At 53.0% G+C, this 23,689-nt stretch carries 29 protein-coding genes; 4 read left to right on the plus strand and 25 right to left on the minus strand.

Annotation, left to right across the window (positions count from 1 at the left end):
- Positions 1-49: 49 nt before the first annotated feature.
- The 11 genes from ACTHPM_RS13580 to ACTHPM_RS13630 form a co-directional block, all read right to left on the minus strand.
- Positions 50-940, minus strand: a complete 891-nt coding sequence (locus ACTHPM_RS13580) for a TIGR01777 family oxidoreductase (RefSeq protein ID WP_440395827.1) — start codon at positions 938-940, stop codon at positions 50-52.
- 26 nt (positions 941-966) lie between these two features.
- Positions 967-1,413 carry a hypothetical protein gene (locus ACTHPM_RS13585; protein WP_440395826.1) on the minus strand — a complete coding sequence of 149 codons (447 nt, stop codon included), beginning with the start codon at positions 1,411-1,413 and terminating at the stop codon, positions 967-969.
- A gap of 40 nt (positions 1,414-1,453) precedes the next feature.
- The gene (locus ACTHPM_RS13590) at positions 1,454-1,588 is read right to left on the minus strand and encodes a hypothetical protein (RefSeq protein ID WP_440395825.1); all 135 of its coding nucleotides are present in this window, start codon (positions 1,586-1,588) and stop codon (positions 1,454-1,456) included.
- A 105-nt stretch (positions 1,589-1,693) separates the two neighbouring features.
- Entirely contained in the window at positions 1,694-2,284 is a 591-nt protein-coding gene (pgsA, locus tag ACTHPM_RS13595) for a CDP-diacylglycerol--glycerol-3-phosphate 3-phosphatidyltransferase (RefSeq protein WP_440421571.1), read from the minus strand.
- A 46-nt stretch (positions 2,285-2,330) separates the two neighbouring features.
- Positions 2,331-3,002 carry an HD domain-containing protein gene (locus ACTHPM_RS13600; protein ID WP_440395823.1) on the minus strand — a complete coding sequence of 224 codons (672 nt, stop codon included), beginning with the start codon at positions 3,000-3,002 and terminating at the stop codon, positions 2,331-2,333.
- A 285-nt stretch (positions 3,003-3,287) separates the two neighbouring features.
- Positions 3,288-4,115, minus strand: a complete 828-nt coding sequence (locus ACTHPM_RS13605; RefSeq protein ID WP_440395822.1) for a carbohydrate ABC transporter permease — start codon at positions 4,113-4,115, stop codon at positions 3,288-3,290.
- Positions 4,112-5,011 (minus strand): carbohydrate ABC transporter permease, encoded by a 900-nt coding sequence (locus tag ACTHPM_RS13610; protein ID WP_440395821.1) that lies wholly within the window; start codon positions 5,009-5,011, stop codon positions 4,112-4,114. Before ACTHPM_RS13610 ends, ACTHPM_RS13605 begins: the two co-directional genes overlap by 4 nt.
- A gap of 108 nt (positions 5,012-5,119) precedes the next feature.
- Positions 5,120-6,439 (minus strand): extracellular solute-binding protein, encoded by a 1,320-nt coding sequence (locus tag ACTHPM_RS13615; RefSeq protein ID WP_440395820.1) that lies wholly within the window; start codon positions 6,437-6,439, stop codon positions 5,120-5,122.
- A 204-nt stretch (positions 6,440-6,643) separates the two neighbouring features.
- The gene (locus tag ACTHPM_RS13620) at positions 6,644-8,248 is read right to left on the minus strand and encodes a response regulator transcription factor (RefSeq protein ID WP_440395819.1); all 1,605 of its coding nucleotides are present in this window, start codon (positions 8,246-8,248) and stop codon (positions 6,644-6,646) included.
- The gene (locus ACTHPM_RS13625; RefSeq protein WP_440395818.1) at positions 8,245-10,017 is read right to left on the minus strand and encodes a sensor histidine kinase; all 1,773 of its coding nucleotides are present in this window, start codon (positions 10,015-10,017) and stop codon (positions 8,245-8,247) included. The genes ACTHPM_RS13620 and ACTHPM_RS13625 overlap by 4 nt, the downstream gene beginning before the upstream one ends.
- A gap of 264 nt (positions 10,018-10,281) precedes the next feature.
- Positions 10,282-12,264, minus strand: coding sequence for a beta-galactosidase trimerization domain-containing protein (locus ACTHPM_RS13630; protein ID WP_440395817.1), 1,983 nt, complete (start codon positions 12,262-12,264; stop codon positions 10,282-10,284).
- 131 nt (positions 12,265-12,395) lie between these two features.
- On the opposite strand from ACTHPM_RS13630, the gene ACTHPM_RS13635 reads away from it, so the two are divergent.
- Complete coding sequence (locus ACTHPM_RS13635) at positions 12,396-13,307, plus strand: AraC family transcriptional regulator (RefSeq protein ID WP_440395816.1); 912 nt, start codon at positions 12,396-12,398, stop codon at positions 13,305-13,307.
- 115 nt (positions 13,308-13,422) lie between these two features.
- Here ACTHPM_RS13635 and ACTHPM_RS13640 read toward each other — a convergent pair whose 3' ends face one another.
- The 6 genes from ACTHPM_RS13640 to ACTHPM_RS13665 all read right to left on the minus strand — a co-directional run bounded on the left by ACTHPM_RS13640 (position 13,423) and on the right by ACTHPM_RS13665 (position 16,308).
- Entirely contained in the window at positions 13,423-13,893 is a 471-nt protein-coding gene (locus ACTHPM_RS13640; RefSeq protein ID WP_440395815.1) for a GNAT family N-acetyltransferase, read from the minus strand.
- Between the two features lie 68 nt (positions 13,894-13,961).
- The gene (locus ACTHPM_RS13645; protein ID WP_440395814.1) at positions 13,962-14,519 is read right to left on the minus strand and encodes a GNAT family N-acetyltransferase; all 558 of its coding nucleotides are present in this window, start codon (positions 14,517-14,519) and stop codon (positions 13,962-13,964) included.
- Positions 14,520-14,561: 42 nt separating this feature from the next.
- On the minus strand, positions 14,562-14,771 hold the full coding sequence (locus tag ACTHPM_RS13650; protein WP_440395813.1) for a hypothetical protein: 210 nt from the start codon (positions 14,769-14,771) through the stop codon (positions 14,562-14,564).
- Positions 14,765-15,121, minus strand: coding sequence for a VOC family protein (locus ACTHPM_RS13655; RefSeq protein ID WP_440395812.1), 357 nt, complete (start codon positions 15,119-15,121; stop codon positions 14,765-14,767). Before ACTHPM_RS13655 ends, ACTHPM_RS13650 begins: the two co-directional genes overlap by 7 nt.
- A 49-nt stretch (positions 15,122-15,170) precedes the next feature.
- Positions 15,171-15,794: a hypothetical protein gene (locus tag ACTHPM_RS13660; RefSeq protein ID WP_440395811.1), complete on the minus strand. Its 624-nt coding sequence runs from the start codon at positions 15,792-15,794 to the stop codon at positions 15,171-15,173.
- A 1-nt stretch (position 15,795) separates the two neighbouring features.
- A complete protein-coding gene (locus tag ACTHPM_RS13665) occupies positions 15,796-16,308 on the minus strand; it encodes a hypothetical protein (protein WP_440395810.1) in 513 nt (170 codons plus the stop codon).
- 205 nt (positions 16,309-16,513) lie between these two features.
- Here ACTHPM_RS13665 and ACTHPM_RS13670 point away from each other — a divergent pair, with 205 nt between their 5' ends.
- Positions 16,514-16,816, plus strand: coding sequence for a putative quinol monooxygenase (locus ACTHPM_RS13670; protein WP_440395809.1), 303 nt, complete (start codon positions 16,514-16,516; stop codon positions 16,814-16,816).
- A gap of 10 nt (positions 16,817-16,826) precedes the next feature.
- On the opposite strand, the gene ACTHPM_RS13675 is transcribed toward ACTHPM_RS13670, so the two are convergent.
- Both ACTHPM_RS13675 and ACTHPM_RS13680 read right to left on the minus strand, forming a co-directional pair.
- Positions 16,827-17,267, minus strand: coding sequence for a GNAT family N-acetyltransferase (locus ACTHPM_RS13675; protein ID WP_440395808.1), 441 nt, complete (start codon positions 17,265-17,267; stop codon positions 16,827-16,829).
- Between the two features lie 257 nt (positions 17,268-17,524).
- Positions 17,525-18,163, minus strand: a complete 639-nt coding sequence (locus tag ACTHPM_RS13680; RefSeq protein WP_440395807.1) for a cyclase family protein — start codon at positions 18,161-18,163, stop codon at positions 17,525-17,527.
- Between the two features lie 132 nt (positions 18,164-18,295).
- On the opposite strand from ACTHPM_RS13680, the gene ACTHPM_RS13685 reads away from it, so the two are divergent.
- A complete protein-coding gene (locus ACTHPM_RS13685; protein ID WP_440395806.1) occupies positions 18,296-18,631 on the plus strand; it encodes a DUF1801 domain-containing protein in 336 nt (111 codons plus the stop codon).
- A gap of 134 nt (positions 18,632-18,765) precedes the next feature.
- Entirely contained in the window at positions 18,766-19,266 is a 501-nt protein-coding gene (locus tag ACTHPM_RS13690; RefSeq protein WP_440395805.1) for an SRPBCC family protein, read from the plus strand.
- Positions 19,267-19,401: 135 nt separating this feature from the next.
- On the opposite strand, the gene ACTHPM_RS13695 is transcribed toward ACTHPM_RS13690, so the two are convergent.
- From ACTHPM_RS13695 to ACTHPM_RS13720, 6 genes are all read right to left on the minus strand, one after another.
- On the minus strand, positions 19,402-20,148 hold the full coding sequence (locus ACTHPM_RS13695; protein WP_440395804.1) for a GNAT family N-acetyltransferase: 747 nt from the start codon (positions 20,146-20,148) through the stop codon (positions 19,402-19,404).
- A gap of 103 nt (positions 20,149-20,251) precedes the next feature.
- On the minus strand, positions 20,252-20,848 hold the full coding sequence (locus ACTHPM_RS13700) for an AAA family ATPase (protein WP_440395803.1): 597 nt from the start codon (positions 20,846-20,848) through the stop codon (positions 20,252-20,254).
- A 6-nt stretch (positions 20,849-20,854) separates the two neighbouring features.
- Positions 20,855-21,364, minus strand: a complete 510-nt coding sequence (locus ACTHPM_RS13705) for an N-acetyltransferase family protein (RefSeq protein WP_440395802.1) — start codon at positions 21,362-21,364, stop codon at positions 20,855-20,857.
- Positions 21,300-21,563: a hypothetical protein gene (locus ACTHPM_RS13710; RefSeq protein WP_440395801.1), complete on the minus strand. Its 264-nt coding sequence runs from the start codon at positions 21,561-21,563 to the stop codon at positions 21,300-21,302. The genes ACTHPM_RS13705 and ACTHPM_RS13710 overlap by 65 nt, the downstream gene beginning before the upstream one ends.
- A gap of 182 nt (positions 21,564-21,745) precedes the next feature.
- Complete coding sequence (locus tag ACTHPM_RS13715; protein ID WP_440395800.1) at positions 21,746-22,441, minus strand: GNAT family N-acetyltransferase; 696 nt, start codon at positions 22,439-22,441, stop codon at positions 21,746-21,748.
- A gap of 190 nt (positions 22,442-22,631) precedes the next feature.
- Positions 22,632-23,669 (minus strand): glycoside hydrolase family 18 protein, encoded by a 1,038-nt coding sequence (locus ACTHPM_RS13720; RefSeq protein ID WP_440395799.1) that lies wholly within the window; start codon positions 23,667-23,669, stop codon positions 22,632-22,634.
- Positions 23,670-23,689: the final 20 nt, after the last annotated feature.

Consider the following 23,689-nt stretch of genomic DNA (forward strand, 5'->3'; position numbering starts at 1 on the left):
GGCCCATAAAGATAGTTTACCTCTCTTTGGAGATTAACTAAAGCAATATTTATGGCTCGAAGATCTGCTGAAGAGCTTGTTCAAGCGTCGGGTATTGGAAGGAATAACCCGCTTGCTCCAGCCTTTCCGGGATGACCCAGCGGCTCTTGAGAATCAGCTCGGTTTCAGTCTGAATCACCCGGGCGCCCATCTCAAGCATCCACGCCGGTGATGGAAGCCCGACGGGCATTTTCATCGTTTGGCGAAGTTTAAGCATCAGCTCCCGGTTGGTCACCGGGTTCGGGGACGAAACATTGAATACTCCGCTGAGATCGGATCGATCCCGGAGAAAGAGAATGATCCCCAGAATGTCATGCAGATGAATCCAGCTGAATTTCTGGCTTCCGGGCCCCTGAACGCCGCCGAGGCCGAACCTGACGAGATTCTGATAAGGAATCATCACCCCGCCGCCGCGGCCCAGGACAATCGCGATCCGCAGCGCAGCCTGACGGGTCTGTGGAAGGGCAAAGGAGAAGAAGCTCTGCTCCCAAGCTTTGGCGACGTCCACGGAGAACCTGGTACCGATTTCACCCTCTGCTTCGGTCATGGGCCGATCCTCGGCATGGCGGTAAATGGTGGCTGTACTGGAGTTGATCCACAGCGCCGGCGGGTGCTCGCAGTCCAGCACGGCTTGTCCCAGGATACCTGTCGTTTCCGTGCGCGAATTCATAATATCCGCCTTGTTCTTCTCGTTATAACGGCAGTTCACGGACCTCCCTGCCAAATTGATCAGCAGTTCCGCATGCTCCAGCGCATGTCGGATGCCGGCCGCGTCGTTCCATGCGATATGTCCGGATTTCCTAGAGATCATGAGGACCTCGTATCCCCGCTCTTTGAACTGCTCCTCCAGAAATGCCCCGATAAACCCTGTTCCACCGGCCATGACGATCTTTGGTTTCATCCTGATCTCTCCTTTTCCGTAAGGGACTACCTCTTGCTTATTCTGCTGCGATGACGGTGGTATAGTGCAAGGACGACGGCAAAGATCACAAGAGCGCTTCCGGCAAAGTAGATCCATCCTGCCGTTCCCGGTTCTTCTCGTCCGGCATACGGCCCCTGATATACGGCCTTCACATAGGTATCGGCATCCGCCTGAACTGCAATCTGCTGCTTGGGACTGATATTGTTGATTTTATAATAGACGGTCCCCTTCGGATATATGTTGGAAAAGTTACCGCCATAGGTGCCTTCCCGATCCGAGTAGCGGGTTACTTTTCCGATTGGTTTGCCAATTTGGTCCTTGCTTACCTGTTCATCCGACACGACATAGGTGCCGTGGTTATAAACAACGAAAGGATAAGCCCAACTGGCTGATGCCTCAGCGGGGAAGAACAGCACCGCTAAAATACAGCATATGGCCGCTATCCTTTTCATAAATACCGTCCCCTCCCTTTTGCAAGCCTACAGTTGATCCCTATGACTTGAAATGTTCCTTGATCTCATCCTCTTCATCCCATTTCGACCAGGCTGCCTCGAGCAGGTTGCCTTCGGGATCCTGGAAGTAAAAGTACTTGGCTTCGCCCTCTCCGAGCGTTTGCAGTTCCTGCACCTCGACGCCTGCGTTCGAGTCGTCGGGACATAGACGTAGCCAACGCGAAGGAAAGAAAATGGCTGGGTCATTCCAAAGCCTCCTATAGAATATTTTCATATCTACCTACATATCATTCAGTTTCAAAACCTTGAAGTTCTGAAGGAGATAGTTCACGCCTGAGATCAGCGTCATACCTACAGCGAGCAGCATCAGGATGTCATCCGCATGGATAGCGGCAACTCCCGGAATGGGGGCACTTCCCAGCAGCACGGCCGCTATGGCAGTGACCTGAAGCACCATTTTCCACTTCCCCAGCTTGTCCGCAGCCAAGGCAACCCCCTGCGCGGAAGCGATCATACGGAGTCCCGTAATGACGAATTCCCGTCCGATCATAATAACGGCTACCCATGAAGCAACCATATCCGCCTGCACCATCATAATGAGCGCCACGGAAATGAGCAGCTTATCGGCAAGCGGGTCAAGCAGCTTTCCCAGGTTGGTAATCTGGTTGTACTTCCTCGCTACATAGCCGTCCAGCTTGTCCGTCCCCGAAGCAAGGATAAAAATCGCAATCGCGATGTGCAGACCGTAACGGTTCAAGAATTGGAGGAGTTCGCTGTTCTCCGCCATCCATGCAGGCCATTTCGTGAAAAACAACATAAACAGCGGGATCAGGGCGATTCTGGCTAACGTAATCCGATTAGCGGTATTCAATTGAATTGCTTCTCCCTTCAAGGTTAAAATTTGGTGCAGCTTCTTTCTAAGCCTGGTGCGATGAATCCGAACCTTTGTGCACATTCCACTCGCTGTAGAACTGCTGCAAATACAGCTCCATAAACGCATGCCTCTGTTCGGCCAGTTCGCGCGCGTAAGGCGTGTTCATAAGGTCCTTCAGCTTCAGCAGCTTTTCGTAAAAATGATAGATCGACGTTTTGTTGTTGGAACGGTAATCCTCCTGTGCCTGTTCTTCATGGCTAAGTCCGGGATCATGGATGACTCGCCCCTTGGCACCCGAGTATGCGAATGTTCGGGCAATGCCGATCGCGCCCAGTGCGTCGAGGCGGTCCGCATCCTGGACGACCTGCCCTTCCAGCGTGGTCATCGGGGGATTGCCTCCCCCGTTATAGGACATGGTCGATATGATCTCCATCACCTCGCCGACCAGCTCCGTGTTGTCCGTATGGGCCTGCAGCCAGCTGCGCACCTTGCTAAGGCCCGCTTCCTTGCTCTCGTTCAGCTTTTCGTCCGCGATGTCATGCAGCAGCGCAGCGATCTCGCATACGACGCGATCGGCATGCTCCTTCTCCGCAATATCCAGCGCAAGATTCCGCACCCGCTCAATATGCCACCAGTCATGGCCGCTCGCTTCTCCGGCCAATTCCCCTTTCACATATTGCTCTGCCTGCCGTATCAGTTCTGTCTCTTGAGTCATTGTGTCTTTAACGTCTCCATTTCACGATTAAATTTCGGTCACGGCATCCCTCTCTCAGAGTGCCGCCCAAGCCTGCTATTCGCACAAGACACAGTGACCCGGCTATAAGAATTACGCCTATCTTAAGCCGGGTCACACGGGTGTCTATCATTCGGTTGGTTTCTATGATTATACAATAGGTTCGACTCAGGCAAAACCCATATACCAATTAAAAACACCGCCCGGCAGGATTGCCGGGCGGTGCTGATTGCGGTCGTTTGCCGCGGGTGTCCCGCGCTTGTGCCGTTATTCTTTGACGGCTCCCGCGCTAAGCCCCTTTTCCACTTTTTCCTGGAACAACAGATACACGATGATCGTAGGCACGATGGTCAGCATGATGCCCGCAAAGGTCGGTCCGAGCTGTGAAGAGCCCTGCTGGCCGACAAAAGACATCAGCGCCATCGAAATATTGTTCATATTCTGGTCCGATACGAGGATGACGTTCCATACCAGATCATTGTAGATATCGAAGAAGCTCAGGATGCCTGCCGTCGATACAGCCGGCATCGTTAACGGGGCGATGATGCGGAACAGCATGCGGATCGGCCCGCAGCCATCGATGATGGCCGACTCGTCCAGCTCCTTGCTGATGCCCTTCATGTAACCCGTAATGAGGAAGATGGCGAGCGGCATTTCGAACACGCCATACAGCACGATCATCAGCGGGTAGCTGTTGAACAAATGCAGCGCGCCGATAATTTTGGAAATCGGTATCATCAGGGAAAAGACGGGGATCATGAGGCCGATTGCAAAATAATTGTACAGAAACGCATTCAACTTCAGGCTGTACCGGGACAATACGAATGCAACCATCAGCGACAATACCAGACACAGGGCCGTTCCCGGAATCGCGTAGATAAAGGAGTTCAAGATCGCCCGGCTGATCTTGGCATCCACGAGCGCCATACGGTAGTTATTCCATCGCCAGACATCCGGCATCGAGAAGACCGAGTTGTTATAGATCTCCACATTGTCTTTCAGCGACGAGAAAAAGGAATAAAGCAGCGGATACAGAAATATAACGGCTGCAATGACCGAGAAAGCATAAAGCGGCGTTCTTCTCAGCTTGATCATGCCTGCACCCCCTTCTTCTTGGCGCGGCTTCTGGAGCTGGTCAGGAAGTTCATGATGACGGTAACGACAAGGGCAGCCACAATCATAAAGGTACCGATACTGTTGCCCACGCCAAAGTTATTGAACTTGAAGGCCTCATTATACAGCAGGGTCGTCGGCACATCCGTTGCACCGTTTGGACCGCCGCCCGTAATGACATAGATCTGCCCGAACACCCGGATCGATTGAGTGACAGCCAGCACGGCGAACACCTTGAAAATTTCCTTCATTAAAGGAAGCGTAATATGCATCAGCTTCTGAAGTCCGTTCGCGCCATCCAGCGACGCCGCCTCGTAAATTTCATCCGGGATGGCGACCAGTCCGCTGGCGAAAATAATCATGTTCTGCCCGCAGTATATCCAGGCATTCACGACCACCACCGTATAAATCGCAAGCGCGGGCTCTCCCAGCCAATCATGCGCCAACGAGCCGAGACCGAGCATTTCCAGCAGCTTGTTTACGAGACCGTCGCTCTTCAGCAGGAACTGCCACATCAGGCCGACCGACGTCAGCGGCAGGATCGAAGGAATGAAGAAAGCGACTTTGAAAAAGCGCTTGCCCCGCATCCGGCTCGTGACGATCAGCGCCAAAGAGAGGCCGATCGGCAATATCAGAACGAAGGATGCGACGATGAACAGTCCTACATTTTTCAGGGATCTGTAGAAGTTCGGATTATCCAGCATTTCCTTGTAGTTGTTGATGCCATCGAAGGTCAGGGGAACGTTGAAGATGCCGTTCCAGTCGAAAAAGGATTGATACACCGTCTGGATAGCCGGATAGATAAAAGCGATCGTATAGAGTAAAAGTCCGGGCAAGAGCAGCAACGCGATTGCCCCGTATGTTCTCCGTTTGTTCAAGCGATACCCCTCCGTTCGGATTTAGGCTGCGAATGACGAGCCGCCGGGCTCTCTCCGTAAAGGCTTCGAGCTGCCGGCGGCATGGTGATCCCGATCGTGCGACAACGATCAATGATTCGAATTAACGACCTTCTGGACGTTGTCCGCGGTCTGCTGCGGGCTTGAGCCGGCAAACATCCCCTGAATTTCACTGCGCAGCTTATCCTGAAGCGAAGGTATGGTATCATAGGTTTCGATTTCGGCCAGGAAGGTCTTGGCGCTCTTCTGCGCTTCCATGTACTCCTTCGTGACCGGATCGATCTGGGAAGGGTCCAGCTCGATGTTCACCGGATACGTTCCACCTTTGGTCGCTTGGGCAAAATACTTAAACGCGTCTTCGCTTGTCAAATACTTGAGAAGCTTGATCGTGGCGTCTTTCTCGGCGCCGGAAATCGACTTGGAAACCGAGTAACCGCCTGCCGTCCCGAACCAGACGTCCTTATTCTCCGGATGGTCCGCAAAATAAGGGAACGGAATCACGCCGATCTGATCCGCGATTGCCGAGGAAGAAAGCTGGGAAATGGCCCAGTTACCCTCGAACAGCATGGCGCTTTTTCCGGCAAGGAACTGTGCCGTCGTGCCGTTGGAATCGAGGGTGACGATATTCTCCCCCAGAACTCCGGCGGATTGCCAATCCTTCATCAGCTGGAACAGCTCCACCATGTCAGCGTCGTTCCATTTTGCCTTCCGGCTGACAAGATCCTCGGTTTTCTGGAATCCGAACCGCTTGAAGGACAAGTTGTTGATGAGGTGTCCGCCGCGGAAGTTCTCCTTGTCTCCCATGAGCATCGGAACGGCTCCGATTTTCTTGAAGGGCTGGACAAGGGCCGTCATCTCCTCAATGGTCTTCGGAGGCTCCACGCCAGCCTTCTTGAACAAATCCTTGTTGTAATAAATCGCTACGCTGCTGTCTTCCATCGGCACTGCATAGGTTCCTTCCAAGTCGCTGTACTGCCAGCCGCTGAACAGCGGCTTGAACGCGCCGCTCCATGCCTTGTCCTCATCGAGCAGCGGCTGAAGATCCAGCGCGATGTTCTTGGCGTAATCCTTGAAGGATTGTCCGCCGTAATTCATCCAGATGTTCGGGACGTTGCCTGTCGCAACGGCCGTTTTGAATTTGTTGTTATATGAGGTTTCGTCGTTGACTGATTCATTCACGACGTCAATATCAGGATTCTCCGTTTTGAATTTGCCGAGCAGCTCGTTAAAGGCTTTGGATTTGAGATCGGAGCCGGATAACCGCGTCATGATCCTCACCTGTGTCTTTTTACCGTTTTTTCCGCCGTCCGCCGAGCTCCCATCCTGACCCGAACCGCCGCATGCCGAGAGAACCAACGAACTTACAAGCAGTAACGCTAACGTCCAGTGGGCTTTTTTCATTACCTTCATCAGATTGCCGCTGCCTCCTTCAAAGTGCTGTAGATTTCTTTTTCTAGCTGAAATGAACGAAAGCTGACTCCACTGAATCCTTTCCTTCGTTCCATTCATCTTATTTGGAATTATAGTTGGTAGCGGTTTCAAAACGAATGTAATATCCCCACCTGACCGGGAATATTATGACTATTCGGTACACGCCTTGCTTTCGCCCAAGGCTTACACGGTAAATCGGGAAGGTGGTACGCGGTAGTGCTTCTTGAAGCACTTGCTGAAATAATGGGGATCGGCATATCCGGTCTGTGCCGCAACGTATTCCACGTTCCGGTGCCCGGCCACGATCAGCTCCCTCGCCCTGTTCATTCTGCAGTGCGTCACGTATTCGGTCACAGACAGGCCGCTTTCTGCCTTGAAGATGCGGCTCAAATAATTCGCATTGATGTGAAGATGGTCTGCGATCGCCGGCAGATCCAGTTCGACGTCCGCGTAATTGGCGTCAATATATGCCTTGGCCGACTCCGTCAGCCTGGCGGAGGCTGTACGCTTTTGTGACTCCGAACGGGTGTACAAGCTGTTCAGCCTCCCTGTAATCCAGGCTTCAATCCGGTCAGGCATCTCCAGGCGCTCGATGGCCGCCGCCGCATTCAATGCAGCCGCTTCGTCCTCCGTCATTTCGATCTGCTGCTCTTCCGCGAATACGTTCAGGGTAGCCGTCAGCTCATACACGATATAGTGAAGCTGGTCGAGATGCGTTGGTGCCGACATGAAACGAGTGAACAGTTCGCGGATTCGCCCTGCGGCCACCTCCGGATTGCCCAGCCTGAGATCGATGAGCAGCTGCTCCCGGAGGCCTCCGAGCTGAAACGGCTTCCATTCCGCGGGAAGCTCGTCGTACCGGATGACCCTTCCGCTTCCGTATACCGCTTTGTGCCGCATGGACAGCATCGCTTCCTTATATCCGCGGTCTGCTTCCGCAGGGCTGCATAAACCGCCGATCCCCGCGGATACCCATAAGCCTGCGGTGCTTCGCAGTCTCTTCACTGCTTGGCGCCATGCGTCCTCCAGCCCGGCAGAGGCAGAAGCGAGCACGACCAGCCGCCCGCTCGCATCATAACCGATCTCGGTTCCCGGCAGAGATTGGGCTGTCTCTGCCAGCACGGCTATGCCGCTGTTATCATCCTCAAAATCCCGTTCCATATATTTTTCAGGCTGGCTTGCAGCGGCCTCGGCCGGTTCACCCGGATGGTCGGCGCATGCTACGGCGACGAGCAGGTCACAGTCCGGAAGACGGGGACAGTACCGTCTCAGACCCTCCCGCCGCTGCTCCTCCGGGATGCTGGAGGAGGCATTCAGCAATCGCAGCAAAAAGCTGCTGCGGTTGCTCGCATGAGCTCCGGCAATCTCCTCTGCGACGGCCGCAGATTCGGCCAGGGTCCGTTCCTCCTCTTCGATCGCCGTACGCACCTTCGCCAGCGTCTCTGCCAGTTCATCCATATCGATCGGCTTGAGAATATAATTCGCCGCTCCGAGGCGCAGCGCCGATTTGACATAGCCGAAATCGCTGTAGCCTGTAAGGAAAATGATATGCAGTCCCGGATGGCTCTCTCTGGCCCTTTTCGCGAATTCGAGTCCGTCCATCATCGGCATGTTGATGTCCACAAGCGCAAGCCGGATGGGAATTTCTACACCATGCAGCAGCTCCAGGGCTTCTTCCCCATCCTCCGCCTCCCCGGCGAACGCCAAACCCAGCCGCTCCCATTCAACCGAGCGCTTCAGCCGTTCCCGGATCAAATATTCGTCATCGATGATCATCGTCTGTATCATTCGGATTCCCCCTCCATTCTGAGCAGCGGCAGTGTCGCCGTCACGGTCGTGCCTTCGCCAAATTCGCTGCTGACCTGCAGCCCGTACCCATTCCCGAAATGCAGCCGGATCCGTTCATCCGTGCTTTTGACGCCAAAGCCGCTTCCGTGAGCCGAATGCTCCCGCATAATGGCACGGAGCTTCTCGGGCTGCATGCCGATTCCGTTATCGGTCACCTTTAAAATCAGCTGGTCGTTCTCGCTGTAAACCTGAATCCCGATGACCCCTTTGCCCCGCTTAAAGCGCAATCCGTGGTAAACCGCATTCTCCACGAGCGGCTGCAGCAAGAGCTTGATGGATCTGTAAGGGAGCACCCCCGGCTCCACGTCGAATCGGCTGTCGATTCGGTCACCGTAACGCACCTTCAGGATATCCAGGTAATTGCGCGTAATGTTCAGCTCATCCTCCACCCGGATAATAGGACTCCCCTTGCTGAGCACCCCTCGATAAAACGCCGCCATCTGCTTGACAAGACTGACGATATCTTCTCCCCGGCCGAGGTCTGCCAGCGCGCTGATGCTTTCGAGCGTGTTGTACAGAAAATGGGGATTGATTTGCGATTGCAGCGCGGCGAGCTCGATCTCCTTGCGCTTTTTTTCGTCCTCCACGATCTGCTCCATCAGCTGCTTGGTCCGGTTCACCATTTTATTGAATTCGGACCCGAGCGCTCCGATCTCGTCCCTGGATTCCACGTCAAAGACGACGTCCATATTGCCTTCCTTCATCTTCTTCACGGTTTTCTTCATCGCAAGCAGAGGCCGGGTAATCGACTTTGAGGTCACATAGGTGAGTACGGCAGCCACCGCGATAAACAGCAGGCACAACGCCGTGAACTGCCGGATCAGCAGCTGGTTGTCCTTGGTCACCTCGCCTACCGGCACGATTCCGAGAATAATCCAGTCCAGTTTCGGAAAATACCGCGACACCACGATCTGCTTCCGGCCCTCAACCTGGAATATGCCGCCTTCCTGATGGCTGAGAGCCCATTCAAAATAAGGCGTGTTCGAAACCGATGCGTACAGCCGGCCTTTGCTGCCGTCCGAGACAATTTGGCCGCTGCGGTTCATAATAAAAATGCTGCCGCCACTCCCTATCGAAATGTTTCCGTACTGCTGGCTGATGCTCTTTTCATTGATGGAAAGCTGGATCAGTCCGATCGGCAGGCCGGTCCGCGCAGAATAAAACTTCTGGTACAGGGATACGACGTTCCGCGCGCCATCCTCCCGCTGATAGTTAGCCGGCATCGTATCTACCCAGCGTGAGGTACTCGTCTGCGCCGAAAATGTATTCATATAGGGTCCGCTCGTGTCCGTAATGCCTTTCTCCACGCCCGAGCCATAGATGCCGCCGATCCGGTCATAGATGATGACGGAATCGATCATCGTCTTCTCCGTCATGCCGAACAAAGCATTCTGAATGGCGATTTGATCGTTAAAGTGAGCCAAATAATCGGATCTCGGGCTGCTGACAATCTCCTGAACGTATTCATTGGTAATCGCCATTTGTGCGAAGGTCTCGGCCTCGCTTAATACCATGTCCAGCTTTTCGGATGCCAGGCGCAAGTTCTGCTCCATGTTCTCGATCGATTTGTTGATGAGGATTTTGGATGAAATGAAATACGTGGTGACCGCCAGCAGGACGATTAATAAGGCAAACAATCCGATATAAGCAAAGGTGATTTTAGTGCTGATCGAGCCGGGAAGCCGTTTGTGTGACCGTTTGCGCAGCATGAGACTTAACCCTCCCCTGATTCTTTTCTCATATATATCCGTTCCTCTTGATTGCCATCTGTGGCCTTTGCCTACTTCACTGGAACCGCTTGCAAGTATATTTTAAGGGGTTGATTGCTCTATTTCGACAAAAATCTACATATCCCAAGTTTTAGCTATTGTTATGCATGCTTTCTATATAAAACAGACTGCTTCCATACGAACGAATGCGTCCGCTTGAAAACAGCCTGTTTTCTTGCTATATACCTTTTGCCGTCCGTGACATTATTTCAGGTCAAGCACAACCATCTGGTGGCTTTCCAGCACAGGAACCGTGTATTTCACGCAGCTGCCGTTTTGTTCGAACGATAGCGGAGATTGCTGCGGAGCAAGATATACCCCTGTGATCTCCTCGCCGGGCAAGTGCAGTTCTACCTTCACGTCATGCACCTGGAGGATGTCCTCGATAATTTCCACATCCGTTCCGCGTTTGACCGGCGAAGCATAGAGCAAGTGATTCACGAGGCGGTTTTCTTCCGTCTGATGCTGAAGCGTCACCACACCCTGCGCCGGCAGGTTGGTGGACAACGTCGGCTGCGGAAGAAGCCTGCGGAGCGATTGATGGATCAGCTCTTTGACCGGCAGACTGCCGTTCACCGCATAATCCTCGCACATGTTCCACGCAATGTAGATTCCTGCATCGCTCTCGACGACCCCGGGGCTCTCATCCTTCGGATCGAAAGTGAACGGCGTATGCTGGTGGCCGCTGAACCGGAACGCATCCCGGTTGAAGTAAGGGTCCACCCGTTTCGCGATGACCCGGCCTCCTTCCGTGGTTTCGACACGCTGCCCGCGGGCTTGGATCAGGAAATGGGCTTGTCCCAGGTTCGGCAAATCGAATGCCGGACGGAAGTAATCCGGCTTGTACGGATTATCGCCCGTGCGGCGTACGCCTAAGTCAAGCACGAACTGCTCGCCGGCCGGATCCATGCCCGATTTGCCGGTGGCCAGGATTTTGCCGCCCTGAGCGATAAACGATTCCAGCTTGGCTTGCAGCTTGTCGTTCACAAGCACGTGATCCGGCATGAGGATCACTTTATATTCGCTGAAGTCGGAATCCATGTCGATCACGTTAAACAGGAATTTGCCCTCCAGCAGCAGCCGCACCGCACCAGCGTCAAACTGATTGGTATACATCGCGGAGGCATAATCCTGAAACCCCGTGCTTTCAACCGACAGCAGCGCGATATCCGCGATGTTGCGCGTGCCTCCGCACCAAGGCTCCTTCGCTTCAACCTCGCTGTAAGCCTTTCCGATTAAGTCATATGTGGCCGGATCCATGAGCCCCTCCGGATGGAGGTGATCCCCGATGGAGCAGTGCGCGCCGTGAGCCAGGCTCAGCGCCGTTTCGTATCGCAGGGCATTCGGATGCTTGTAGCCGCCGAACTCTCCCCAGAACTTGTGGAATTTCCCGGTCATGCCGAGGAAATCCACGCCCAGAGGCTGCACGTAGCGGGCAGAAAGTGGGAAATGATCATAGCCCCAGCCGGCCGTCGGCAGCGATTCCAGTTCCAGGTGCGTGTTCACGTCGATCAAATCGCGGCGCCCGTGCGGGAAGTGCCCCGAGTTCTGGGTCACGGGAAGCCCTGGCTTAATTGCGTGAATCGCATCACGAATGCGGTTCGCATAGTTCGCGTAGACTCGCTCGCCGAGCTCGACGACGCTTTCGATATCGCGCGGATCCTTGCCTTCCGCCAGCAGCTGATTCAGGCAGGTTGGGCAATAGCACTTGCGTACGCCGACAATGTCCAGGAAAATGCCGTCCGCATCGTATTTGCGCACAACTTCCTCCGTCTGGCGGATCACGTGGTCCAAATACGGGGTGTTGAGGCAGAATTGATGCCAGCCCGGTACCATGAAGCCGTCGACCCAGTTGGTGCGGTCCTTCTCGTCCCGCATCAGCCATTCCGGATGAATGCGGGCGATCTTCTCTTCAAAGCCGACGGACAAATATACGGGTGTCTTGACTCCGATCTCATGCGCCGCCTCAATCTGCGCGCCGAGAAGGTCGAAATCCAGGTTCGGATGCTGCTCATTCACTTCCGAAGGAAAGTAAGCCCAGCCATGATGGCATTTGGCGAATACGGTAATGGAATCGACGTGTCCCCGCTTCAGCATGTCCTGAAACTGCTGCTTGGAAAACTGCTTGCCGATATGCGGAATGTGCTCCGAAGTATGAAAATCAAGATGGATTTGTCTAAAACGCATGCGGTTCACTCCTTGTGCTGACGATGTCTGAATTTGTCCTTTAGTGTATCATGGGAATATGGAAGTGTATTTGAACGGCATTCCGCTGTTTGCACGCCATTCCACCAACATGTCAAAAGGATGATCCATCGATGAGCAGCTTGCTTGAACTGACGCCGTACGTACGCTCGGCCCACCGCTGGGTATACGACGGGGGTATCCATGAACATACGAGAACCGGTTATGCTTTTGCCATCCACTACTTCACCGCCGGCATGGGCAGCGTCTTCCTGGAAGGCACCGAATATAAAGCGGAAAAAGGCACGATGATGTTCATCCGCCCCGGACAGGTCCATTCTTTTCACCCGCTGCCAGGGCAGGCGCTTGTGGCATACAACGTTTATTTCGACTTATGGTCCGTACCGGGCCCCAATCAACCGCGTTTCGCCTTTGCACCGGATGAGGCCGATCCCCGGTACATGACGCGCGTGGAGCCTTGTCCGGAGCTGGAACAAATCCCTTCTTCCATAGGGATCGGGACCTCCTCCCTGCCTGCAGACTGCCTGCACCAGTTATGTCACATGGAGTATGTAACCTACGGCGACGAGATCGCATCCAGCCTCATGAAGGCCGTTCTGCTTCACGCAGCCGGCACGTCCCTCAGCCCGAAGGTCCGCGATTACCGGATCACGAGGCTGATGCAGCAGATCGAGCTGTACCCGGATGCCGAGTTTCAGGTCGAGCTGTGGTGCAGGCAAACCGGACTGCAAAAATCGCAGCTGTACAAGCTGTTCCGCGAAGAAGCCGGCATGTCGCCAATGGCCTATCAGTCCAAGATGAGGCTCAAAAAGGCGGCACTGCTGCTGCTCGAAACCACGCAGACGGTCACCTCGATCGCCGAGCTGCTCGGGTACAGCTCCATTCATCACTTTTCCAAGCAGTTTTCCTTCGAATATGGAAAGAGCCCTACCGAATACCGGCAAATGAACCGCATGGATACCGGGCAGGGGGAATCGAAATTCACGGCCAAACCGGAGCCGGATATTGTACCCCGCATAGAGTAAGCATCCACTTGCAACGGCTTAGCTTTGCGTATACAAAAAGAGGCCCCCTATATGATGGAGAGCCTCTTTTCTGATGCTGCATATGGATTCGTATGACTGCCTCATCCCAGTTCATTCAGGACCATTCTTTTTCGTACACGACAATGGTCTTGCCATCCTGATTGACCGAAGATTTTACCGGCAGCATGCCTTGTCTTTTCCAAAACCGGTGCCCCGGCTCATTCCCTTCGATAACCCCCAAACGGAACCTCTCCACCTCACGCTGCTTGATCATGTCATAGAATAAATTCATGGCCTTGCGGCCGTATCCTTTAGACTGAGCGTCCTTACGGATTTGCAGCAGTCCGAGCCAGGTGCAGCCGTCGTTTGGATTTGTCATCAAAAATTCGAGCACGCCTACATATTCGCCGCCCTCCTGAATAAGAAACCGCTCGGCCCCCATCCTTTTACCGTCCTCAATTTCTGCAGTAATGTCCAGTAGTGTAAGACATTCTTTGTCTTTGGATATCCGATTATAAAATGAATCCGAGTTTAAGATGGCCACTTCTTCATCCAGAAGATCCGGTGTCGACTCGATCAGCTTCATCATGCTCTCTCCCCTTTTTCCTTCGGACTGACTTTTCTTCTCATGACATCTATCGATGACGGTTCACTTTATTTAAACAGCTTGTAATGATGGTACTCCGCCTCATCGATCCGGATCGTACCCTTAAATTCAAATCCGCATTTTTGAATGACCTTGTTGGAGGCGTAATTATGCGTCAGGGCTATCGCGTTAAGCACGGTCACATCCGTATGTTCAAACAAATACCGTGCCAATGCCTGCACAGCCTGCGTCGTGTAGCCTTTATTGGTGTGCCGGTTGGACAGCGCGTACATGATTTCCCGGTTCGGCTCCGGCAATTCTTCCTTGATTCCCGTGTTGCACCAGCCGATAAACTCTCCGGTTGCTTTCTCGATGATCCCAAGCCGCAGCCTCATGTCGCCAATACGGCCATCGTCAACTGCCGCCTGAAGAAACTGCCGGTTCTCTACCGTTTCGTAATTCGTGATCCAGTCCACTCTCTGGGCTAGCGGTACATCCCAATCGGGAAGAAAACGCTTGATTTCCGGCTGCTGGGTTAATGCATATAAGGACTGGACATCGGATACAAGATATTCCCTCAGGATAATATCCTTGCCTTCAATCGTAAACGTTTGGTGCATATTCATCATATATCCTCTTTCGTTGGTAAAATAAGAAACTCCGCCAGATCAGGATTCCAAATAGGTAAGCACTCTGCCCGATTCCATGCGCGTATCGATGATTCTCATGATGTGCCCGGCGATTTCATCCGGGGTCTGCAGCAGCCCGGCCTGATGGGCGTGTTGGAAATGAGCGGCCATGGCAAAATCCCCGATGTCCTTGTTCCTGGCAATCGCCTGCATCGGCGTATCGATCATGCCGGGATCTACCGTCAGCATTTGCAAATCATCAGCAGGTTGCCGTCAGGGTCTTTAAAATTAAACCATTGATCATACTCGATTTCGGTTACAAGCTCGGCGTTTCTCTCTTTCAAATATGCATAGGCACCTTCAATATCATCGGTACGCAGCTGCACGGCCGGAATTCGGAACACCTTCTCGGGCGCGTAGATACGGCTGTCGAGAACGATTCCAGCGGTCCCGCGCATCGGCAATATGTATAGATGGCCATGGATAATCTCTCCATCTGCAGGTACTCCCAAGACGCTGCAATACCAGTCCCGCGCCTTTTCGATATCGCTCACAGGAATAAACACGGTTTGAATTTGATTTTGAATCGGACTACTCATTGCTTTTTTCGCTCCTTTACAGGTTCTTCATTGAATACATTGCAGGATTTTATTTCTGCTCTTCTTCGCATACCGTATACTGCATCGTTTCCGTATCCAGCAGCACCGTGCGCGTGTCGTTCTTACGGATAAAGACTTCCTTCCCGTCCGCATCGAAGCAATAGGCCATCGGAATGGAGATATCCGATCCGCGGAAAGAGCCGTCAGCATGGCTGGTGCCGATCATCAGCGCCTGATGCCGCTCAGCAATCCCTTGGGCCAGTTCCACCCACTCTTCAAACTGCTCCTCGCTGAACATGCCTACGCCGATCGGATGCGCGATCAGATCCACGCCGCCTTCCTGTTCTTCCAGTCCCTGCAGCACGAGTTCATCACACAGGAGATGGGCCGTCCGAAACCCCTTGACGTCGGCGATGTTTCCGGACTCGTACTTGGCCCTGTTCAGCAGAAGTTCTCCCGAAGCACCGATCATGACCAACCAATCCTTCGGATTTTTGTGCCCGGAGATGATTGCGGTCCCGTGCATGCAGGCCAGCCTGCGGGCCTCATCCAGATTGGCGTTCAGGTATCCTTCCGGAAAAATGACCAGATCCGCGTCCGGATGCGCTGCGAGCTCCCGCTCCAGCTGATGCAGTTCTTGTTCGAGCTTCGGCTGCCCGATCACGATTTTCATTTTATTCCCCCTCTTTCCGTGAATCCATGTGCTGACGATGAGGAGAAGGAAAGAATGATTGGCTCCCGACCCTGATCGCCGAGGTTTTTTGTATGTATTGCATAATCTCTTGATTGTTCTTCACGATAATTCTCTTGCGTTTATATGGCTCCGTAAGCTCAGCGATCTCCTTCATGGCCACCCGGTCAAAGCCCCGGTTCCACTCGAACGTCATGATGAGCAAATTTTTGAAGGACTGCTTGTAGTTGGCCCGCTCCATTCCAAGCCGGGTCCGCACGAATCTGCGGAACATCCGGAAATCCCGGACAAGCCTATTCGGGGAAATGATGAAAATGATATCGGCATGCTCAAAGCTTTCTCTTCCCCATTTGTGGTGGACGCCTTCGATAATCCAAGCTTCCGATTGGACCGCTTCCCGCAAAAGCCTGTCTCTGGTCTCGGGCGGAAACTTGCGCTGCAGCTCCCCGCGTTCCCACACGAAATTATCCGTTTCATAGTGAGGAATCCCGAGCATTCGTGAACACTCCCTTGCGATGTAGGTTTTTCCGCTGCCGCAGGAACCGATAATCCGGATTTTAATAGGTCACCCCTCCTTCCGGTATATGCATAATGCGAAAGGGTCGTCCAATTCCAATTTTAATCTATGTTGGTTGTAATTGTATATCCATTCGTGGGAAAATAGAGGACAAACAAGAGTATTCAAAAGGAGAGATGGGAAGATGAACAAATACGGAGCCTATGTGAAGTTTACGGCCAAACCGGGAGAGCGGGACGCCCTTGCCAGCTTACTGCTGGAGGTCGCCGCGGGTCTTCAAGACATGACGGAATGCGAGGTTTATATCATTAATACGTCTGACGCGGAACCCGATGCGATCTGGGTCACGGAAGTATGGAGCAGTGCGGAAGCGCATAAAGCATCGCTGGGCGATCCCGCAACCAAAGAAAGCATCGCCCGCGCCATGCCGCTGATCGCCGGAGTGGAATCCATTCCAGTGGTGCCTCTGGGAGGCAAGGGATTATAGGCGTCTTTTCTTATTGTGACGTGAATTCCTGAATAAACCGCCCATTCTCGAACCGATCGTGATAGGAACCGTACGTGTATGACTCAATGACTTTTCTCCAGAACCGCTGTGCAGGCACGTTGGCCTCAAGTTGGCAGAGTTCCCATCTACCCGCATAAGCCGTAAACAGCTGAGACGCAGCCTGCTTGCCGACGCCATGCAGCCGGTACTTGCGAAGCACGAAAAAATGGGAGAGGACATGCTGCTGGCTATCCTTCTCCCGCTTATGCTGCATCATCGCAAAACCGGCGATTTGTCCACTTACAGTGATCCACTGAATGCTGCGGTTGCCGATACCATCCCAGTACTCCTCGAAATCAGGCATAACGCGGTACAGCCCTGTATCTCCATCTACATCCGCGCCGGTAAACTCGCTGAAATCATAGGCGTACAACTGCAGAAGCTTCTCCATACGCCCAAAATCTTCAGGCTCTACTTGCAACAATTCAACGTTATACATGGTTTTCGCTCATTTCCGTCAATTTATAGCTACAGCTTAGCTCTGCTTAATTTTTAAGTTATTCAACCTTTGGATTTGCCGCTTGAGCTCTCCCAGCTTTTGCCGATAACTCTGATGGTACGGCTGTAGCTTGACAAGAACTACGTAAAAGAGCCATTTCAGGTAAACCCATGGATCCTCCTGTCGTTCATCGTGAACAAATCTTTTGCTCATAACCCCACTCCCCGGATCGATGATTTAACTCTCGCTACCACTCTCGCGACCGATGAATCGGCCCGGATATTCAGCGGCATGGCGATGATTTCGAACGACGCTGCGCCTTCAAGCGAGGCTAAGTTGGTTAGATTTTCGATAAGCAGAATATCGTGACTGAACAAATACTGATGTATTTCGAAAGGATACTGATCGGGCGAGGGCGTATCCATGCCGACCAGCTTTACCTTTTTACGAACGAATAGCTCTGCCAGTTCAAGGCTCAATACAGGATAATTGGAAAAGTAGCCGCTTTGGCCATACTTCTCGCCGTGACCCGTATGGAGCAGCACGATTTGATTGGGACGGATCCGTTCCTCATATGCTTGCTGATATCCGATGATCTGCTCATCCCGCACATCCAGCATGCAGCCATCCCCAATGAACTTGTCGATTGGATAGTCACACAAATACGCCTTACTGTCGGTCAGATGCATCGGACCATCGATGTGCGTACCGGCATGCATATTGATATGTAGCTGATGGTTGTTGTAGTAATGCTGCTGCCGTGTTTTATGCTGCCTTAGCTCTGTCAGGGAATCCCCGGGATAAGCCGGCAGTCCATCCTGGATGAGGTGGGAAAGTTCAATAAACATCGCTGCACCTTCTCCTTTTATTAATGTTGCTATTTATAGTCCACATTCCCAAATATTCATTGACGGGAATATTCCCCTAATGGTATATTTAACCCAATAAATCCAAATCATCCAAACAGGAGGTTAAAATGTATGAATCAGGAAGTTACGACCTTTATCGAAAATTTGCCGCAATGGCAGGTTGAGATCAGTGCAGCCCTCCGGAGCATGGTTCATGAAACCATTCCAGAAGCAGAAGAAAGAATTCAATATAAGAAACCGCATTTTCTTAAAAACGGACATTACGCGGCGGTCATTTCGCCTTCGAAAGGCGCGATTGCCTTTATGATCATGAATGCAGATAACACCGATTTCCCTTCGGAATTCGAAGGACCCGCCGAACGAAAATGGATCAAATTGCGTGAAGGTGATACTCCCGATCTGCCCCTTCTGTCAGAGCTTCTTAAACAAGCTTCCAGCACGCTGTAACCTGAAACGAAGCAGAGCGTCCCTAAAAATCAGAAGATAAAGCTAACGACAACTTTGAATGCGCTTGCTGAACCCAGCCGTCTGCGGATCTTTGATGAATTGCAAGGTTATTTTAAATCCAAGGAGGAATTTTAATGGAAAATCAACAAGGGCTTTTATTGAAACGCGAATTCAATGCTCCCAGAGAACTTGTATTTAAGGTGTGGACCGATCCGGCTCATTTTGGCAACTGGTGGGGGCCGAAGGGCTTCTCGCTTGAAGTGGCAAAGATGGATGTTCGCCCGGGCGGCATGTTCCTCGGATGCCAGAAGTCACCTGATGGACAGCACGCCATGTGGGGCAAGTTCGTCTATAAGGAAGTTCAGGAGCCGGAGAAATTGGTATGGATCCAGTCCTTCTCGGACGAAGAAGGACAAACCGTTCGGGCCCCGTTTAATCCGAATTGGCCGCTCGAGATTTTGAATGTGTTAACACTTGAAGAGAAAGAAGGCAAGACGATATTGACGCTGCAAGGCGGGCCGATTAACGCCTCCGCCGAAGAGCAAGAAGCATTCGACTCGATGGCTCCTATGGTTGCGCAAGGGTTCGAGGGCACCTTTGAACAGCTTGCCAATTACCTGGATAGTCAAAAATAAGCTGCTGCACATTGGCGGGACAGCCTCGGGGAATTCTCCGAGGCTTCTGCTCTTCTATAACCGATTCGCATGCTGAAACCGCCAGAGGGGGAACAGATCATGGACGCTGCCGTTTCAAAAAATCTGGCAGACACATTACTGCATTCTTTTGACACGGTACCAATAGGAATACAGATGCCTGTACCCCAGCTTCGCATACAGCCGATTGGCGGACCCATTATTCTGGACAACCTGCAAATACCCTTTTGCTGCCCCATTCTCCTTCGCCCATTTCAACATATTCAGGATCAGCTGCTCGCCATATCCCCGGTTCCGGTGCGGCTCGGATGTCACGATGTCATACAGACCGACGAAGCCGTCTTCCATTACTCCAAGCCCGCAGGCCACGGGGACAGATTCCGCGTACAGCGTAAAATACCCGGCTTGCAGCACGGTTTGCGACAGCATCTTCTGCATCGCTGTTTGGCTTCGTGCAGACAGGCCAGGGTTCATGGCAACAAAAGCATTCGTCCACTGAGGCGTCAGGGAATCGAAAAAGTCTACACTCGTCAGCTCCGGCTCGGCTGCTGCATTCAGATGATCCAGTATGAGGACAGAGGAGTCGTCCATGCGGGAATATCCGCGCGCTTCCAGCGCCCCGTCCAGCGCTTCGGGAACGAAAGGCGTAATTTTGAATACCGTGTCCAACCCTGCTTTCCCGTACATCGCTTCTGCCCTGTTCATCTTCTCTTCCATAAACTCCTCGCAGCATGGATAAATGGCATTCACGGAATTGGAGCGTTTCGTGTAGCCGTCCGCAAAACGGAGCAGCCAGCCGTCATCCACCAGCGTCTGCAGCGCAGGCCAGGCATTCAGGGCGTATTCCTCTATCTTCAAATTCAAAGCTACCAACCCCTTATCAGATAAATGGTTAGTATGAATATACATTCGTATTTATATTTATTCAATTATTATTTAAAGTTCCTATTCATGCCTACCAGTGCTTCTAATGGAAAAGGCGGATATGCCTGATCTGTGTCATGATGTTATCGTACTGCTTGCGCAGTCTCCCGCGCTCGTCCGGCACGAGCTGAATGTCCAGTGCAGCCGCGATGGTTTCAGCCACCTCGGATATCGACTGGTGATCGGTCTGCAGCTGCCGCTCGAACACGGGCTTGGACAGCCCCTCCATGCATCTGTCGATTTGCTGCGCAGCCCATGAACGCTCATTCTCGCCGCGGCTCCGCAATCTCTTCAGCAAGGTCTCCCTTGACGCACACAGCGCAAAATGGTGAATCACCATGCCATCCCGTCTCAGCCTGCCGACAATCTCATCAAAATAGAGCGGTTCCACGATCGTCATCGGAATGATCAACGTTCCGTCATACGCTTCGCCAATAGACTTGATCATGCTGTAATTCGTGTCGCGCCATACCTTATGGTCTTGAAAATCGCATTTTGCCATTACGGCGGGAATATTTTTCCGGATGAAATAACCGGCGTTCTCCGGATCGTATACAAAAGAATTCGGAATCCGCCGATGCAGCTCATGCGCCGTCTGTGTCTTCCCTGCTCCAAACGCGCCGTTTACCCAAATAATCATTCCGCTTCACCCCATCGTTCCATGCGGCCCCACTTCAGCCAGCATTGTAATGGATGTATCTACCATGCCGATCTCCCGGAACCCAAAGCGCCGATACAGCTTAACCGCTGCCGTATTATTGGGATCGACGCTCAGTGATACCCGCTCCGTCCCTTGTCTCCGGAGCTCATCGAACAATGCCCGCATCAATGCCGTTCCGACCCCCTGTCCCCGGTACGCCGGGGACAAGGCCATGCCGAGCTCCGGAATGTCTGCACCCACGAATCCATAACCTTTGTTTTCCTCGGAAAATAGCCTTGCGGTAATGGTCCCCATGGGGAGTCCGCCTTCGGTTACCGCTATCCAACCGATATCCCCTTCCCGTCCCCAATCCTCGGCATATTTGGCGATGGCGGGTTCCCGAAGAATATCTCTGCTGAACGGCTCTTGCCCTTCCGGAACATACATGGATTCATACAGCATATCCCACATAAAAGGGACATCTTCCTCGGTTAACTGCCGAACTGCGTAGTTCACGGTCATCCCTTTCCTTTCCTTCCCCTCCCAGAAGCTCCCGCCGCATGATGCTCACATTATCCTTGTGGCATTCCATCGTGGATTCGGATAAAAATCCGTGCTCTTGCCCCAGCTGCTCCAAGGCCTGCTCATCCCCTGCGAGTATCGCCTGCTTCATCCGTTCCAAGTGGCTGATCGCCATGTTCACCCGGCGTTCCATTTCGGCGCGGCTCGTGGTGCACTGTCCATGACCGGGAATCAGGAGCTGGACCGTGAGCAGAAGCCGGAATTGGAAAATAATTCTCTAAAAGTTTACCATAGGCTGCGAGCCTTGAGAACCGAAGTTGAACGTTTGGTCAGCCCCGTCGTCATTAGGCGGATGATCCACCACATGCAGGCCCATCATTCCGTACGAATACTGAGATCCATGCCATACGGGCGAAGTCCCAGCTTACGCGCGACGTTTTGCGAGCTCAAATTGTCCCATGACGTGCTGTACAGCGGGATGAGCCCCCTCCTTGATACCTCCTCGCACCAAGCCCTTACGACCAGCGGGGCCAACCCTTGCCCCCGGAAGGAGTCTGCTGTCTTCAGGCTCGCTTCCGCAGCCTTGGCCGATAGACGCGCGCTGCAGCAGACGGATACGAATTCCCCGCCCAGCACATAGCCTGCCGCAGGCAAATGCGCGGACAGCCCCTCGTACAGGAAAGGAAAGTGCTTCTTCAGCAGATGCCGGTTCGATTCATTGATCAGGTGTACGTCCGGATCACATTCGATGCGAGCCTCGCTCCCCGGATACACGTAAGCCGGTCCCATCCAGATATCCGATACTTTCCTGTACCGTTCAATGACGCTGCACAGCCGGACGATATTCAGCGGGTCCGGGGCCACTTCGAGAATTTCGAGAATCTCATCGATCGCCGTTTGGGGCAGGTCCTTGCGGAAGCGAGTGACCAGACCTTCCGTTGTTTTGCCGACAAACACCGCCGGAGGCTGCATGTCGAGCGGCTCATTTATCGCTACGATCCGCTGATGCTCATCCAGCACGTATAACGTTTCCGCTTGCAGGTTCATCAGTTCATGGTACGTAGGTTTCATATCTTCCCGCCTTTCTATGTCCTATCTAAGCGACAATTCTATTTTAACTCTGCCTTGAGAATGAACGGCCGGAACGCTTGGTTTAAAAAAAGAAAGCCGAAGGCTCGGCAGAGATGCATGGAGCAGCGGTTCGAACCCATCCGCCCTTGTCATATCCTTCTGCCGGCCTTCAGCCTTCTTCGTTTGTCATTTATACTCTAAGTTTGCGGTACATCGTATCCAGCAGGCGATGCGTCCCGTCGCAGCTGTATTCCCAGAACATGATGCCGGCCAGGCCGCTGTTCTTCACATACTCGCATTTATGACCGATCGATTCTTCATCGTCATAGGAAATGAGGCTTGTTCCGTTAAACAGATACGGCGCGCAGGCCTCGGCATCCCAATATCGGGTGTAGCCGTTTAGATTGATGTATTCCGCGGCAAGCGTTGAGAAGCTCGGACCGTATCCGCCGGTGGTACCCGCCATCTGGTGAAGCCCCTGATTCCGGTCCGGTACCTGATTCCATACGCGGGAATAGAAAGCAGCGCCGATGACGATCTTCTCCTTCGGCACGCCCGCACGGACAAACAGGTTCACGGAAGCGTCCGTGCTGATACGGAACAGATCCCCACGCGGTGTGTACAGGTTCGTATGATGCCCGGTCAGCACCTGGAATCCTCCGCGCATGTCATAGGTCATCAGCTGCACGAAGTCCAAATACTTCTGCGCCTGATCCATTTCGGTACCGTCGACATAATATTGGTCCGCGCCGGCAGCAATGGTAAGCAGGTAATGGCGTCCGTCCTGTTCCCCTTTGCGGTCCAGCGCTTCCCGGATCGTCTTCAGCAGCAGGGTAAAGTTCGTTTTGTCCTCCGGGCTGGAAGCAATTTCGGCCTCACCGTAGCTTGGATACTCCCAGTCCAGATCGATCCCGTCGAACGGATGACTCTCAAGCACCCGGACCGCGGACTCCGCCATGCTTCTTCTTCCTTCTTCGGTCGCAGCCGCTTCCGAGAAGCCGCCCGCGCCCCAGCCGCCTACCGACAGCAGGATGCACAGCTCCGGGTGCTCGCGCTTGATGTCGCGCAGCTGACCCGCATGCTTCAGATGATCCACCGAAATGCGGTGGTCGACCACATGGCCGAAGGCCACATTAAGATGCGTCAGTTTCTCCAGGTCCTCCCGGGTCATCTCGGGAAGCTTGGCATCAACGGCGTACCCGGCGACAACATAGTTCATCTTCGTCATTCATTCATCACTCCGATTCG

This window comes from Paenibacillus sp. SAFN-054, from assembly GCF_051966755.1.
Classification (GTDB): domain Bacteria; phylum Bacillota; class Bacilli; order Paenibacillales; family Paenibacillaceae; genus Paenibacillus_AQ.

Excerpts from the sequence above, each read along its gene's own strand:
- ACTHPM_RS13685 (WP_440395806.1), top strand. The coding sequence starts at position 18,296 with ATGAATCAGGAAGTTACGACCTTTATCGAAAATTTGCCGCAATGGCAG.
- ACTHPM_RS13700 (WP_440395803.1), bottom strand. The coding sequence starts at position 20,848 with ATGATTATTTGGGTAAACGGCGCGTTTGGAGCAGGGAAGACACAGACG.
- ACTHPM_RS13580 (WP_440395827.1), bottom strand. The coding sequence starts at position 940 with ATGAAACCAAAGATCGTCATGGCCGGTGGAACAGGGTTTATCGGGGCA.
- ACTHPM_RS13650 (WP_440395813.1), bottom strand. The coding sequence starts at position 14,771 with ATGCTGACGGTAGATCCCGGCATGATCGATACGCCGATGCAGGCGATT.
- ACTHPM_RS13675 (WP_440395808.1), bottom strand. The coding sequence starts at position 17,267 with ATGGAGAAGCTTCTGCAGTTGTACGCCTATGATTTCAGCGAGTTTACC.
- ACTHPM_RS13600 (WP_440395823.1), bottom strand. The coding sequence starts at position 3,002 with ATGACTCAAGAGACAGAACTGATACGGCAGGCAGAGCAATATGTGAAA.
- ACTHPM_RS13715 (WP_440395800.1), bottom strand. The coding sequence starts at position 22,441 with ATGAAACCTACGTACCATGAACTGATGAACCTGCAAGCGGAAACGTTA.
- ACTHPM_RS13630 (WP_440395817.1), bottom strand. The coding sequence starts at position 12,264 with ATGCGTTTTAGACAAATCCATCTTGATTTTCATACTTCGGAGCACATT.
- ACTHPM_RS13710 (WP_440395801.1), bottom strand. The coding sequence starts at position 21,563 with ATGGAACGCCGGGTGAACATGGCGATCAGCCACTTGGAACGGATGAAG.
- ACTHPM_RS13720 (WP_440395799.1), bottom strand. The coding sequence starts at position 23,669 with ATGACGAAGATGAACTATGTTGTCGCCGGGTACGCCGTTGATGCCAAG.
- ACTHPM_RS13680 (WP_440395807.1), bottom strand. The coding sequence starts at position 18,163 with ATGTTTATTGAACTTTCCCACCTCATCCAGGATGGACTGCCGGCTTAT.
- ACTHPM_RS13620 (WP_440395819.1), bottom strand. The coding sequence starts at position 8,248 with ATGATACAGACGATGATCATCGATGACGAATATTTGATCCGGGAACGG.
- ACTHPM_RS13670 (WP_440395809.1), top strand. The coding sequence starts at position 16,514 with ATGAACAAATACGGAGCCTATGTGAAGTTTACGGCCAAACCGGGAGAG.
- ACTHPM_RS13585 (WP_440395826.1), bottom strand. The coding sequence starts at position 1,413 with ATGAAAAGGATAGCGGCCATATGCTGTATTTTAGCGGTGCTGTTCTTC.
- ACTHPM_RS13615 (WP_440395820.1), bottom strand. The coding sequence starts at position 6,439 with ATGAAGGTAATGAAAAAAGCCCACTGGACGTTAGCGTTACTGCTTGTA.
- ACTHPM_RS13645 (WP_440395814.1), bottom strand. The coding sequence starts at position 14,519 with ATGAATATGCACCAAACGTTTACGATTGAAGGCAAGGATATTATCCTG.
- ACTHPM_RS13640 (WP_440395815.1), bottom strand. The coding sequence starts at position 13,893 with ATGAAGCTGATCGAGTCGACACCGGATCTTCTGGATGAAGAAGTGGCC.
- ACTHPM_RS13605 (WP_440395822.1), bottom strand. The coding sequence starts at position 4,115 with ATGATCAAGCTGAGAAGAACGCCGCTTTATGCTTTCTCGGTCATTGCA.
- ACTHPM_RS13665 (WP_440395810.1), bottom strand. The coding sequence starts at position 16,308 with ATGCTCGGGATTCCTCACTATGAAACGGATAATTTCGTGTGGGAACGC.
- ACTHPM_RS13690 (WP_440395805.1), top strand. The coding sequence starts at position 18,766 with ATGGAAAATCAACAAGGGCTTTTATTGAAACGCGAATTCAATGCTCCC.
- ACTHPM_RS13625 (WP_440395818.1), bottom strand. The coding sequence starts at position 10,017 with ATGCTGCGCAAACGGTCACACAAACGGCTTCCCGGCTCGATCAGCACT.
- ACTHPM_RS13635 (WP_440395816.1), top strand. The coding sequence starts at position 12,396 with ATGAGCAGCTTGCTTGAACTGACGCCGTACGTACGCTCGGCCCACCGC.
- ACTHPM_RS13660 (WP_440395811.1), bottom strand. The coding sequence starts at position 15,794 with ATGAAAATCGTGATCGGGCAGCCGAAGCTCGAACAAGAACTGCATCAG.
- ACTHPM_RS13655 (WP_440395812.1), bottom strand. The coding sequence starts at position 15,121 with ATGAGTAGTCCGATTCAAAATCAAATTCAAACCGTGTTTATTCCTGTG.